A 12916-nucleotide genomic window follows, 5' to 3' on the forward strand; every position below is an offset into this window, starting at 1 on the left:
TATATGTTAAAGAATACTTATATTGAGGATTGTTCCTACAAAAAAAATAAAATGTTGTAACAAAATGACATGAACATATACATATGGAACAGAATAATTAAACACTAACCTAATACAGTTTCAATGAAAATGAAATTACTAATGGTTTCGGCAATGCTTCTACAAGGATTTGCCGGAAACTCACAAGAAGTCGCTTTTGAAGAGTATGATCTCGACAATGATCTACATGTTATTCTTCATCAAGACAACACCGCCCCAATTATCTCCATTTCGGTTTTGTACCATGTGGGCTCTAAAGATGAAGACCCAAAAAGAACAGGGTTCGCCCATTTTTTTGAACATTTATTATTTGAGGGAACCGAAAATATTGAAAAAGGCGAATGGGACAAAATAGTATCTTCTAACGGAGGGTCAGGAAACGCAACCACAGACGAGGACAGAACTTATTACTATGAAGTTTTTCCTTCTAACAACCTAAAATTAGGACTGTGGTTAGAATCTGAAAGAATGCTTCATCCCGTAATCAATCAAAAAGGGGTGGATACCCAAAATGAAGTTGTCAAAGAAGAAAAAAGACTTCGTGTTGACAATTCGCCGTACGGTAAGTTTATTGAAAACATTAAGAGAAACCTTTTCCAGAATCACCCATATAAAGAAACCGTAATCGGTAAAATGGAAGATTTGGATGCGGCAACATTAGATGAATTCATAGCATTTCAGAAAAAATTCTATAGCCCAAATAATGCCGTTTTGGTTATTGCAGGCGATTTTGAGAAGGAAAATGCTAAAAAATTGATTTCAGATTACTTTGAAGATATTCCTAAAGGAAAAGAAATTACAAGAAATTTCCCTAAAGAAGAGCCAATAACCACTGAGATCAATGCGAAAGCCTACGATTCTAATATTCAGATACCGGCTTCTATGATCGCATATAGAACTCCCGGACTTAAAAATAGAGATAGCCAGGTTTTAAAAATGATTTCTACCTACCTAAGTGACGGTCCATCATCTAAACTTTATAAGAAAATGGTAGACGACAAGAAACAGGCTTTACAAATTGGTGCCATACCCGTTACTTTAGAAGATTATGGTATGTATATAATTTTTGCCCTTCCCGTTGGTGAAACAGGTTTAAGCACTCTTAATATTTCTATTGAAGAAGAAGTAACAAAGTTGAGAAATGAGCTCATTTCTGAAAACGATTATCAAAAATTACAGAACAAGTTTGAGAATCAGTTTGTAAATAGCAATTCTAGTATTGAGGGTATCGCAAATTCGCTAGCGGAATATTATATGCAGTATGACGATACTTCATTGATCAATAAAGAAATAGAAATATACAGATCAATTACCAGAGAAGAAATCAAAGAGGTAGCCAATAAGTATCTAAAACCCAATCAAAGATTGGTACTAGAATATTTACCTGAACAAAATACCGCAAATTAAACACGACCATGAAAAATACATATATATTACTCTTAGCATTATTCTCCTGTATTGCTGTACAGGCACAAATAGACCGCACGGTAATGCCGGTGCCAGGTCCCGCCCCTGAAATAAATTTAGGCACCCCACAATCCTTTAACCTTAATAATGGCTTAAAAGTATTGGTAGTGGAAAACCATAAATTACCAAGGGTATCTATGCAATTATCTATAGACAATCCGCCAATTTTAGAGAGCAATAAAGCAGGTGTTGCCAGTTTAACCGGCAGCCTTTTAGGACAAGGTTCTAAAAACATTGCCAAAGAAGCGTTTAACGAAGAAATCGATTTTTTAGGCGCAAGACTTTATTTTAGCGCTCAAGGCGCATATGCACAATCGCTTTCAAAATACTTTTCAAGAATGATGGAACTTATGGCAGATGCAGCTATACATCCAAAATTTGTTCAAGAGGAATTTGATAAGGAAAAAGATAAACTTATTACGGGACTTAAATCTGAAGAGAAAGTAGTGTCTTCCGTTTCTAGTAGAGTTCAAAGAGCCTTAGCTTATGGTAAAAATCATCCTTATGGTGAATTTGTTACCGAAGAAACCGTAAATAATGTCACACTAAGCGATGTTGAGGAATATTACAGAGAATACTTTGTTCCGGCAAATGCATATTTAATCATTATTGGAGATGTCAATTTTGATGAAGTAAAAACATTGACAGAAACTCATTTTACATCATGGACCAAGGCCGTACCACCAAGTTTCTCTTATTCTCAGCCAAAAAATGTACCCAATACACAAATCAACTTTGTCGACATGCCAAATGCGGTACAATCTGAGATTACGGTTCAGAATATTGTAAACCTAAAAATGAACGATGATGATTTCATTGCCGCTCTATTGGCAAATGAAATTTTAGGAGGAGGGTCTGATAGCAGATTATACTCTAACTTAAGAGAGGACAAAGGTTATACTTACGGTGCCTACTCTTCTATTGGTAACGACAAGTACGGACCATCTAGATTTAGAGCCACAGCAGAAGTAAGAAACATGGTTACCGATAGTGCCGTAGTAGAAATGCTAAAAGAGCTGGAGCTGATCATTACCAAACCGGTTACCGACGAAGAATTAAAGAATACTAAAGCCGTCTATGCAGGTAGTTTTATTATGGCTCTTGAAGATCCGGAAACCATTGCCCGTTATGCTTTGAACATTGAAAAGGAAAATCTACCTAAAGATTTTTATAAAACCTTTTTAGAAAAGTTAGAAAACATCAGCAAAGAGGAAGTTGAAGCCGCGGCAAAAAAATATTTCAATGTCAATAATGCCCGTGTAATCGTTGTTGGTAAAGGAAGTGAAATTCTAAGCAACCTTCAGAATGTACAGTTTATGGATAAGAAATTGCCTGTACTTACATACTCTAAAACGGCGGACAGAGTAGAAACCCCTAATTACGAAACTTCAGTTCCTGAGGGCGTATCTGCACAATCAATTATTGAAAAGAATATTGAGGCCGTTGGCGGAAAAGATAAACTTGAAAGCGTGAATACATATGCAATGATGGCCGAAGCCGAAATGCAAGGCATGAAGCTTAGTTTAAATATCAAAAAAACATCTAGCAATCAATTGATGCAAGACGTTCAAATGATGGGGAATTCCGTAAGTAAACAAGTTCTAAATGGTGATAGTGGCTATATGATCGTTCAAGGACAAAGAAAAGACCTTACCGAAGAGGAGGTTACCACGTTCAAAGGAGAATCTACCCCTATTTCGGAACTTCAGTACCTAACGGCGAAATCTCTTTCTCTTGAAGGAATGGAAATGGTTGGCGATAAAAATGCCTATAAGGTAATGATCAACGAGAAAAAATCTGCTTTTTACGATGTAGAAACCGGATTAAAACTACAAGAGATCACCACAAATGAAATGCAAGGACAACAGATTGCAAGTATCACCAATTTTGAAGATTACAAAGAGGTATCGGGTATTTTGTTCCCTTTTAAAATCATACAGACCGTTGGTCCGCAATCATTTGAATTCATAGTTTCTGAAATTAAGATAAACGATGGCGTTTCTCCATCCGATTTTGAATAATAATCAAGAAACTTACAACTAAAAAAACCCGCTATTAGCGGGTTTTTTGCTTTATATATAAATGCTTTAACTAGCCTATTTTTCTTATTCTAGCTTCACCAAAAATTAAACCCTTATCCACATCTGGGTTACCGGTATAATTAATATTCGTTTCCCCATAACAAGTTACCTTCAACCTATCTACTACGTTCACCCTAAAATTACTTTCTCCGTAAGCCGTAATTTTAGTTTCATCGGCAACCATACTTTCAGTATTTACCTCACTTTCACCATATGCCCTAAATACCTGACGAGATACTTTACCACCTCCCATTTCCAAATAACTGCTACCATAAATGGCAACGGTAAGTTCATCTATTGAAACTTCGTTAAAGTATACTTTTGCCTCACCGTACAATGACATTTTAAAATCATCGGCATTAAATAGATTTTTACATCTAACGATTTCTTCTCCCCTTACCGATAAGTTTTCCAATTTTCGATAGGTTACCGTAATCGTTGCCATAGTACCGTTGTACAAAGGTTTACTACCCCGCCAATTATCGCTTGAAATACGCTCGGACTTTGTAACCACCTTTGCCCCATCTAAAAACAATCGTAAAGTTCTACCTTCTACTTCTACATTTATTTTTTCTAAAGGAACTTTTGCGTTTTCAATAACCACGTTTTCCTCTTCACCCTCAACAAGGTTTATTTCTATATGCGGACTAACTATTAATTTATCGAATGCTTTTACATCGATTTGTTTTTCTTGTGCCTGAGTATTATTTACCAAAAAAGTGATTGCCAGAGCTACAAATACTATTCTTTTCATGATTTCCGTTTTTTTGATTAGTTCTATACAAAGACAACCTAAAGAAGATATTGTTACAGTACACATGGTTATTTCTGTTGAACCACTACTTTTTTTCGATTGACCAACCATACCCCGAATAAGATTATAAGACCACCCAACAACTGAAGTAGGCTTATATTCTCACCATCTAAAAATCCCCAAAGAACAGCCACTAAAGGAATTAAGTATGTTACCGAGGCTGCAAAAACAGGACTCGATAATTTTATTAATTTATTGAATAGTATATTGGCCAAAGCGGTGCCTAAAAATGCCAATGCCATAACATACCATACAGCTTCATGCATAGCACCATTACCAACAAACTGCTGAAACACTCCAGTATAAACGAGAATAATCAAAGCCGGAAAAAATGCTACGCCAAAACTAGCCGTGGTAACTGCCAACGGACTTAAGTGCGACAAATATCTTTTTATAATATTGATATTGAATGCATACCCTAAGGCAGAAAATATAATAAAAAGGGCATACCAATAATTTTGTTCCGTATTATTCTCCATACCCGCAGCTATCAACACTACTGTGCCAAAAAGACCTATGAGCACACCTAAAACTTGCCTTCCCTTTAATGCCAAACCAAATAATGCTATACCTACCAGTGTTGTAAACAAAGGTGCTACCGAATTTAATATTGAAGTAATACCACTATTGATCTCCGTTTGTGCCAATGCAAAAAAGAACGGCGGAAAGAAAGAACTGCAGAGTCCTGCTATAGCGACCCATTTCCAATCTGTTTTAGATAAGGTGCTCAAAGATTTATAACCTAGCACAAACAAGAGCAAAGATGCAAAAACAATGCGTAAACCACCTACCTGCAAAGGAGTATAACCTGTTAAGGACCGTTTAATCAAAATAAAGGATGAACCCCAAATAAATGATAGAATTACCAGGTAAATCCATTTTTGGTCAATATTCTTCAATTGCTTTGCTTTACAACAAAAGTGCGGTTTTTTCTAAAAAAATCATCTAGTTAAGTCCTTATTTTTACAAATGATTATTCAATGCATTTTACATATTTGGTATCTTTACAATACAAACTAGTTTACTTCAACGAAGTATTCGCAAAAACTTTGTAATGAAAATAAAATTATTAGCCCTTTTTATAACTGTATTCACTTTATCTACTGTGGTTTCATTTGCACAGGATAATACTAATGGAGTTATTAAACTTGAAAATAGAATAACAAAGTCTGTAGAAATCGGTATTGATGGTATGGCATGCCAAGAAGGTTGCGCAGATAAAATTGCATCCAATCTAAAAGAGAAAGACGGTGTTATTTCTGCCGATATCAGTTTTGACAATAAAAATGGCAATATCGTTTTTGACCCTTCTCTAATATCTATCGAAGAAGTAAAATCGATTATCACTGATACAAAAGTTAAAGACTACAATTACACTATTACCTCTGTCAACCTTCAAGAAAAATAGAATGAAAAATATACTTTATATAGTTACGATAGCAATCTTTATATCCTTTTCTTCTTGCAAGGAAACTAAAAAAGCCGAAGAAGAAACTTCTAAAATGACCGAAGTAATGACCATACATGATGAAGTGATGCCCAAAATGGGAACCATAGGAAAACTTGTAGGTCAATTAAAACCTATGGCAGATTCTTTGGGATCAGAGTCAGTAGAGGCAAAAGCAATGAAAGATTTACAGGAAGCCAATAGATCTATGATGGATTGGATGCAGGAATTTGGCGATCGTTTTGATGCCGATGAAATTTTGAACGGTAAAGAACTTACCGACGAAAAAAAGCAATGGCTTGAAGAAGAGGAAGAAAAAGTAAAGCAAGTGAAAGAGAACATCAATTCTAGCATAGCAAATGCAGAAAAAATTCTAAGCAAGTAATAAAACTTAAAAGGGCAATTTAGAAAGGTCTACATTGCCCCCAGAAATTACGATTCCGATTTTCTTGTTCTGAAAAACTTCTGGGCTTTCTTTAGCTTGTTTTATAACGGCAGCTACCGTTACGGCACTAGAAGGTTCAATAATAATTTTCATACGCTCCCATACCAGCTTCATAGCTTCAACAATCTCATCTTCCGTAATGCGCACAATGCCAGTGACCAATTCTTTAATAATTGGAAAATTCTTATCTCCTAACATTGTTTTTAATCCGTCCGCTATTGTATTTGTAGTCTCGTTACTTTCGATTTTTCCACTTAAAAGCGAACGATAGGCATCATCTGCCTCAAATGGTTCGGCACCATACACTTTACAGTTTTCTCCAAAGTATTTTACCGCCAAAGATGAGCCGGCAATTAGTCCGCCACCACCTACAGGACAGAATATAAAATCTAAATCTGGTTGTTTTTGCAAAAGTTCCAATGCAGCGGTACCTTGACCTAAAATAACATCATTATCATTAGAAGGGTGCACGAACGTAGCTCCAGTTTTAGTAGCGATTTTATCTGCCATTGCCTGCCTAGCTTCTACCGTTGGTTCGCATTCATATATGTTACCACCATATTCCCTAACACCAACTTTCTTTACTTCTGGCGCAGTATTGGGCATTACAATATGCGCAGTAACGCCTACACTTTGTGCCGCTAAAGATAAAGCCTGCGCAAAGTTACCAGACGAATGGGTTACCACTCCGTTTTTCTTCTGTTCTTCCGATAATTGCAATATGGCATTTGTAGCACCACGTATTTTATAAGCTCCCGCTCTTTGAAAATTCTCGCATTTGAAAAATATTTGCGCACCGATCTCCTTATCAATTAATCTAGATGTTAGTACAGCAGTGTTATGTACAAATGGTGTTATTCTTTGATGACAATCTAAAAGATTTTGCTTGGTCATAACTGGTGTTTACTTTTTCCACCTTAAGGTTTCAATAATGCTTCTAATATCATTTTGAAGATAAGAAGCCGCCGGAAGAATGGAATCATAATTAGGTCTTGAATAAAAATATACAGATCCTGTTAAAAAATGCTCTGTACTATCGGTGACAAAAAATTGGGATTGAGAAGCTGCATTGCCCTGTACTTCGAACAAAGCACCGTACACTTTCTCATTTGGGTTTACATATGGCTGCTCAACAATATTATCGGCTTTTGCGGCGTGCTCATAACTTAGCCTTTTAGAATCATTGATCAACTGAGATAGATTGCCATTTATTTTTTTATAACTAAGAAAAATAGCGCCTTTCATTTCTGGATAAGCAATAGTAAAAGCATTATCACCATTTAATTCAGCATCTGCCAACTGATTGTACTTAAAGCTAAAATTCTCTGTTTCTAAATCTGCCAATTTCCCCTGCGGATACTCTAAGCGCATTTTAGCTTTCGGCTTTGGTATCACCTGTTCGTCTTTACAGCTAAGTATTAAAAGAAATAGTATTAAAAATCCTACTAATGACTTACTCTTCATGCGGTAAGGTTACTTTTATTTGTTTCAATCTTTTTTTATCCATTGCCTCTACAACAAAAGTATAAGAGCCAAACATAATTTTTTCACCACGTCTTGGAAAACTTCCTGCCTTTTCTAAAACGAAGCCGGCCAACGTTTCTGATTCACCTTTATTTTCCTCAAAATCGTCTGTATCTTCCAAGCGAATGACCCTATAAAAATCTTTTAAAGGTGTTTTACCTTCAAATACATAATTGTAGTCATCCAATTTAGAATAAATTAGGTCTTCATCATCAAATTCATCACTAATATCACCAACTATTTCTTCAATAATATCTTCTAAGGATACTAAACCAGAGGTGCCCCCATATTCATCGACCACAATTGCCAAGTGATTTTTCTTCTCTTGAAATTCTGAAAGTAAATCATCTAACTTTTTATTTTCCGGCACAAAATATGGCTCCCTGATCAAGGTCATCCAATTAAATGTTTTTCGATCTAAGTATGGCAGCAAGTCCTTTACATACAAAACCCCTTTCACCGAATCTATGTTTTCGCCAAATACAGGAATTCTAGAATAACCGTGTTTTTTTATCTCCCCAAGAACTTCAGGAAATTTCATTTGTTCGTTCAGGGCAAAAATATCAATTCGGGGTCTCATCACTTGTTTGGTATCGGTATTACCAAAAGTTACAATACCTTCTAATATTTTCTTCTCTTCTTTAGTGGTATCGCCTTGCGAAGTTAAATCTAGCGCCTGCGATAAGTGATCTATACTAAGATGAGATTTTTGTTTGCCCAATTTATTATACAAAAACAAGGTACCTGAACGCATGGGTAAACTTAAGGGAGAAAAAACAAAGTCCAATATTCTTAACGGAAAAGCCATTAAGTGCGAAAAACTCATTCTATTTCTATTGGCATAAACCTTAGGTAGAATTTCACCGAACATCAATATTAAAAAAGTAGCTACAACAACTTCTAACAAAAACCGAACCGATACTACACCTAACAAGGTCTGGTTTACATTTTCAAACAAAGTATCTCCAATTACGCTAAACAAAAGTACAACCCCAATATTTATGGCATTATTGGCAATTAAAATGGTAGCCAATAATTTTTTTGGGCGTTCCAATAGTTTGATAAGAATAGAGCTTTTTGCCGTTTTTTCATCTTGCAACTCTTTAATTTCAGTTGTAGACAAACCAAACATGGCCACCTCTGCTCCCGAAATTAGCGCAGAGCAAAGAAGAAGTACAAACAGTACTATTATATTCATTGCAAAGACACCGTTTACAACCAACGTTGTCATTAAAAACGGTATGGGGTCTGGATCCAATAGTTGCTATTTAAATATTGTTAGAATGGCAAATCATCATCATCGTCTTGACTTAAGGGTGCAGGACTTTGTGATGGCGTTCTGTTTTCAGTACTAGCGGGTTTCTGTGCACTTGGCGCTGAACCACCATTATTTTGCATACCTTCTTTTTTGGTCGTCAAAAACGTAAATTCTTGTACGTGCACCTCAGTTGAATATCTGGTATTACCATCTTCACCTTGCCATTGACGGTTTTTTAATCTTCCCTCAACATATACCTTATCTCCTTTACTAAGATATTTTTCACAGATTTCAGCAGCTTTATTTCTAACAACAATATTGTGCCAATCTGTATTTGTAACCCTTTCGCCGGTAGATTTATTGGTATACGTTTCATTTGTAGCTATTGGAAATCTACCAATACTACCACCACCTTCAAAATAATGCATTTTAACTTCGTCGCCTAAATGCCCAATCAACATTACCTTATTTAATGTACCGCTCATAACTTAAAGATATAAAAATCAAAAGTACTAAAATTTAAATGCTTTTATAAAATCTGCGATCAAAACCGGAACAGGAAATTCAGATAGTTTTTCAACGGAAATCTTATGTTCAAAATCTGTATTTACATCAACGATCCAGAATTTGGTATATAAATGTTGATGAGATAATTTGTGTACGATATCTGTATCATTATATATATGTATATCATTTATGTCTAAATCGCCATAAATCTCATTACTCTTTAATAGGATATCTTTAATTTCCAACGATGACTTAGATTCTATTAAAGGAAACTCCCATAGGTTTTGCCAAATACCTTTCCCTTTTCTTTGTTGAAGACGTGTATATTTTTTTCCATTTGTATCCTTATATATAGGTATAAGATAATTGAAGTATCTATTACTCACTTTTGTTTTCTTCAACTTTACAGGCAATTGATGCACCAACCCTTTTTCAAATGCCACGCAACTATCGTTCAAGGGGCAATGTAAACACAAAGGTTTTTTAGGTGAACATTGTATGGCACCAAATTCCATTATACCCTGATTGTAATCTCTTATATGATCAGAATCCATGACCTTTTGTGCCAAAGCTTTAAAATACTTAATGCCCTCTGTACTATTTATAGGTATATCTATACCATAATAACGAGACAATACTCTATACACATTACCATCTACAACGGCATGTGGTTCATTAAAACAAATGGAAGAAATGGCACTGGCCGTGTAATCACCTACCCCTTTCAATGTTAAAAGTTTCTTATAATTATCTGGAAACTTACCGTTATATTCATCAACAACCATTTTTGCAGCGGCATGTAAATTTCTTGCCCTAGAGTAATAACCCAAACCTTGCCAAAGCTTAAGAACCTGTTCTTCTTCTGCATTTGCAAGATCGTCAACGGTAGGGAAAGTTTCTACAAACCTTAAGTAATACGGGGTTCCTTGGGCTACTCGCGTTTGTTGAAGAATAATTTCCGACAGCCATATTTTGTACGGATCGGTGGACTTGCGCCATGGTAAAGTGCGCTTATTTTTATGATACCAATCTAAAATTTTACCCGAAAATGACATGCTCTTCAATACTAAGTGATAAAAGTAGCAGTTTATACACTTAAAATTAACCCATTAGAAAGAAAGATTGAATTTAATTTATATATTTGCAACCCGAAAAAACATACAGAAAATCTAATATTGAAAGATGACGAAAGCGGAAATTGTATCGAAGATCTCAGATAAGCTGGGAATTGAAAAAGGAGATGTACAGGCAACTGTTGAATCCTTTATGGAAGAGGTTAAAACATCATTAGAAAGTGGTGACAATGTATACCTAAGAGGTTTTGGAAGTTTTATCATTAAGACAAGAGCTGAAAAAACAGGTAGAAATATTTCCAAGAACACAACTATTAAAATACCCGCTCACAACATTCCAGCATTTAAGCCTGCCAAGGTTTTTGTAGAAGGAGTTAAGAGCAACGTACACGTAAAATAATTAATCTTAAAAAAAGAACTTTATGCCAAGTGGTAAAAAAAGAAAGAGACATAAGGTAGCTACACACAAGCGCAAGAAGCGTAGAAGAGCTAACCGACACAAGAAAAAGTAGTTTTAAAAACTACTTTTTCTTTTTAAAAGAACGTTCATTGACATAGAGATTCAGTAATTGGATTTCGGCAAATACACTAGTTATTTGTCTATGGTATTGTTTAATCAGTTTGTTCCCTATACTATAGTTGGAACAACTAAAAATATATTCAGGTGAATAGAGAATTAATCGTAAGATCTAGTTCGCAATCTGTTGACTTTGCCTTGTTGAAGGACGGAAAACTCACTGAACTGCATAAAGAGGAAAACAGTAATGATTTCTCTGTTGGCGATATTTTTCTTGCTAAAATAAGAAAACCGGTGACCGGTCTTAACGCAGCGTTTGTAAACGTTGGTTATGAAAAAGATGCATTCTTGCATTACCACGACCTTGGTCCTCAATTGTCTTCAATGCTGAAGTTCATTAAACAAGTGAGCACAGGAAAACTAAAAGATTACTCCTTAGGTAATTTTCCGTTCGAGACCGATATTGACAAAAATGGTGTCATAACCGATGTCATAAAAGCAAACCAATCTTTATTGGTGCAAATTGTAAAAGAGCCTATTTCCACAAAAGGACCAAGAATTAGTTCTGAGCTATCAATTGCCGGACGTTATTTGGTTATGGTTCCTTTCTCCGATCGCGTATCAGTATCTCAAAAGATAGGTAGCAAAGAAGAGAAAGATAGGTTAAAAAGACTTGTAAGAAGCATTAAACCCAAGGGGTTCGGTGTTATCATAAGAACGGTCGCAGAAGGACAAAAAGTCGCAGAACTTGACAAAGATCTAGAAAACTTGCTGAACAAATGGTCAGCAATGTGTAAAAAATTACAACGTGCACAAACACCAGCAAAAGTATTTGTTGAACTCAATAGAGCATCTTCTATTTTAAGAGATGTATTTAATGATAGTTTCACAGGAATACATGTTGATGACGCCACCTTATTCAATGAAATAAAAGAATACGTGGCCGAAATTGCTCCTGAAAAGGAAAGCATTGTTAAGCACTATAACACCAATGTACCTATTTTTGAAAAATTTGGAATCGAAAGACAGATCAAAACGTCTTTTGGCCGTACTGCCGCTATGAGCAAAGGCGCCTATTTAATTATAGAGCATACCGAAGCACTTCATGTAATAGACGTAAACAGTGGCAACAGATCAAACAAAGCTAAAAACCAAGAAGATACTGCCCTAGAGGTAAATCTCTTGTCCGCATCAGAAATTGCAAGACAATTACGTCTTCGTGATATGGGCGGTATTATTGTAGTGGATTTTATCGATATGGTAAAACCACAACATAGAAAAAAGCTTTTTGAGCATCTTAGAGATGAGATGAAAGATGATCGTGCCAAGCATAAAATACTACCTCCTAGTAAATTTGGTTTAATTCAGATTACCCGACAAAGGGTACGACCTGAAATGAATATTAAAACAACTGAAGAGGATCCCAATAATTCTGGGAAGCAGGTGGAAGCACCTATTGTTTTAATAGATAAAATTACAGCGGACCTTGAAAAACTTCTTAAAGGCCCTAAAAAGGATAGTAGTATAACTTTAAATATACACCCTTTTATAGCAGCCTATATTACAAAAGGTTTTCCATCAATGAGAACAAAATGGTTCTTAGAGTATAAAAAATGGATTAAAATTCAACCGCGCGATGCGTATACGTATCTAGAATACCGTTTTAAAAATAAAGACGGCAAAACAATATATTAAGTCAATATGGCTTTATACGTTAAAAAGCGACTCCCAAAAAGAGTCGCTT

At 35.5% G+C, this 12916-nt stretch carries 13 protein-coding genes; 6 read left to right on the forward strand and 7 right to left on the reverse strand.

The annotated features are described in order from the left end of the window. The first annotated feature begins 123 nt into the window (after positions 1-123). Complete coding sequence (locus DCS95_RS13330; protein ID WP_116771281.1) at positions 124-1446, forward strand: M16 family metallopeptidase; 1323 nt, start codon at positions 124-126, stop codon at positions 1444-1446. 8 nt (positions 1447-1454) lie between these two features. Then, entirely contained in the window at positions 1455-3527 is a 2073-nt protein-coding gene (locus tag DCS95_RS13335; protein ID WP_116771282.1) for a M16 family metallopeptidase, read from the forward strand. 70 nt (positions 3528-3597) lie between these two features. Here DCS95_RS13335 and DCS95_RS13340 read toward each other — a convergent pair whose 3' ends face one another. Then, a complete protein-coding gene (locus DCS95_RS13340; RefSeq protein ID WP_164674196.1) occupies positions 3598-4341 on the reverse strand; it encodes a head GIN domain-containing protein in 744 nt (247 codons plus the stop codon). 68 nt (positions 4342-4409) lie between these two features. Beyond that, positions 4410-5300: a DMT family transporter gene (locus tag DCS95_RS13345; RefSeq protein WP_116771284.1), complete on the reverse strand. Its 891-nt coding sequence runs from the start codon at positions 5298-5300 to the stop codon at positions 4410-4412. Between the two features lie 155 nt (positions 5301-5455). On the opposite strand from DCS95_RS13345, the gene DCS95_RS13350 reads away from it, so the two are divergent. Both DCS95_RS13350 and DCS95_RS13355 read left to right on the forward strand, forming a co-directional pair. Beyond that, positions 5456-5809, forward strand: coding sequence for a heavy-metal-associated domain-containing protein (locus DCS95_RS13350; protein WP_116771285.1), 354 nt, complete (start codon positions 5456-5458; stop codon positions 5807-5809). A gap of 1 nt (position 5810) precedes the next feature. Beyond that, complete coding sequence (locus DCS95_RS13355) at positions 5811-6233, forward strand: hypothetical protein (RefSeq protein WP_116771286.1); 423 nt, start codon at positions 5811-5813, stop codon at positions 6231-6233. A gap of 6 nt (positions 6234-6239) precedes the next feature. Here the strand turns inward: DCS95_RS13355 and DCS95_RS13360 are convergent, their stop codons facing one another. Genes DCS95_RS13360 through mutY form a run of 5 tightly spaced genes read right to left on the reverse strand, consistent with a single transcriptional unit; the run spans position 6240 to position 10637 of the window. Beyond that, on the reverse strand, positions 6240-7187 hold the full coding sequence (locus DCS95_RS13360) for a pyridoxal-phosphate dependent enzyme (protein WP_116771287.1): 948 nt from the start codon (positions 7185-7187) through the stop codon (positions 6240-6242). A 9-nt stretch (positions 7188-7196) separates the two neighbouring features. Beyond that, on the reverse strand, positions 7197-7757 hold the full coding sequence (gene gldD / locus DCS95_RS13365; RefSeq protein ID WP_116771288.1) for a gliding motility lipoprotein GldD: 561 nt from the start codon (positions 7755-7757) through the stop codon (positions 7197-7199). Next, on the reverse strand, positions 7747-9075 hold the full coding sequence (locus tag DCS95_RS13370; protein WP_236564438.1) for a gliding motility-associated protein GldE: 1329 nt from the start codon (positions 9073-9075) through the stop codon (positions 7747-7749). Before DCS95_RS13370 ends, gldD begins: the two co-directional genes overlap by 11 nt. Before the next feature lie 20 nt (positions 9076-9095). Continuing rightward, positions 9096-9560 (reverse strand): single-stranded DNA-binding protein, encoded by a 465-nt coding sequence (locus tag DCS95_RS13375; protein WP_116771290.1) that lies wholly within the window; start codon positions 9558-9560, stop codon positions 9096-9098. A 27-nt stretch (positions 9561-9587) separates the two neighbouring features. Beyond that, the gene (gene mutY / locus DCS95_RS13380) at positions 9588-10637 is read right to left on the reverse strand and encodes an A/G-specific adenine glycosylase (RefSeq protein WP_116771291.1); all 1050 of its coding nucleotides are present in this window, start codon (positions 10635-10637) and stop codon (positions 9588-9590) included. A gap of 127 nt (positions 10638-10764) precedes the next feature. Here mutY and DCS95_RS13385 point away from each other — a divergent pair, with 127 nt between their 5' ends. After that, complete coding sequence (locus tag DCS95_RS13385; protein WP_027065813.1) at positions 10765-11055, forward strand: HU family DNA-binding protein; 291 nt, start codon at positions 10765-10767, stop codon at positions 11053-11055. Positions 11056-11319: 264 nt separating this feature from the next. Then, entirely contained in the window at positions 11320-12867 is a 1548-nt protein-coding gene (locus tag DCS95_RS13390) for an Rne/Rng family ribonuclease (protein ID WP_116771292.1), read from the forward strand. Positions 12868-12916 lie beyond the last annotated feature (49 nt).

Origin of the sequence: Maribacter litoralis, assembly GCF_003075045.1 — a bacterium.
Lineage (GTDB): Bacteria > Bacteroidota > Bacteroidia > Flavobacteriales > Flavobacteriaceae > Maribacter > Maribacter litoralis.

What these genes read in the sequence shown, in the direction of transcription:
- DCS95_RS13330 (WP_116771281.1), top strand. Translation starts at nt 124, where the DNA reads ATGAAAATGAAATTACTAATGGTTTCGGCAATGCTTCTACAAGGATTT.
- DCS95_RS13335 (WP_116771282.1), top strand. Translation starts at nt 1,455, where the DNA reads ATGAAAAATACATATATATTACTCTTAGCATTATTCTCCTGTATTGCT.
- DCS95_RS13340 (WP_164674196.1), bottom strand. Translation starts at nt 4,341, where the DNA reads ATGAAAAGAATAGTATTTGTAGCTCTGGCAATCACTTTTTTGGTAAAT.
- DCS95_RS13350 (WP_116771285.1), top strand. Translation starts at nt 5,456, where the DNA reads ATGAAAATAAAATTATTAGCCCTTTTTATAACTGTATTCACTTTATCT.
- DCS95_RS13355 (WP_116771286.1), top strand. Translation starts at nt 5,811, where the DNA reads ATGAAAAATATACTTTATATAGTTACGATAGCAATCTTTATATCCTTT.
- DCS95_RS13360 (WP_116771287.1), bottom strand. Translation starts at nt 7,187, where the DNA reads ATGACCAAGCAAAATCTTTTAGATTGTCATCAAAGAATAACACCATTT.
- gldD (WP_116771288.1), bottom strand. Translation starts at nt 7,757, where the DNA reads ATGAAGAGTAAGTCATTAGTAGGATTTTTAATACTATTTCTTTTAATA.
- DCS95_RS13375 (WP_116771290.1), bottom strand. Translation starts at nt 9,560, where the DNA reads ATGAGCGGTACATTAAATAAGGTAATGTTGATTGGGCATTTAGGCGAC.
- mutY (WP_116771291.1), bottom strand. Translation starts at nt 10,637, where the DNA reads ATGTCATTTTCGGGTAAAATTTTAGATTGGTATCATAAAAATAAGCGC.
- DCS95_RS13385 (WP_027065813.1), top strand. Translation starts at nt 10,765, where the DNA reads ATGACGAAAGCGGAAATTGTATCGAAGATCTCAGATAAGCTGGGAATT.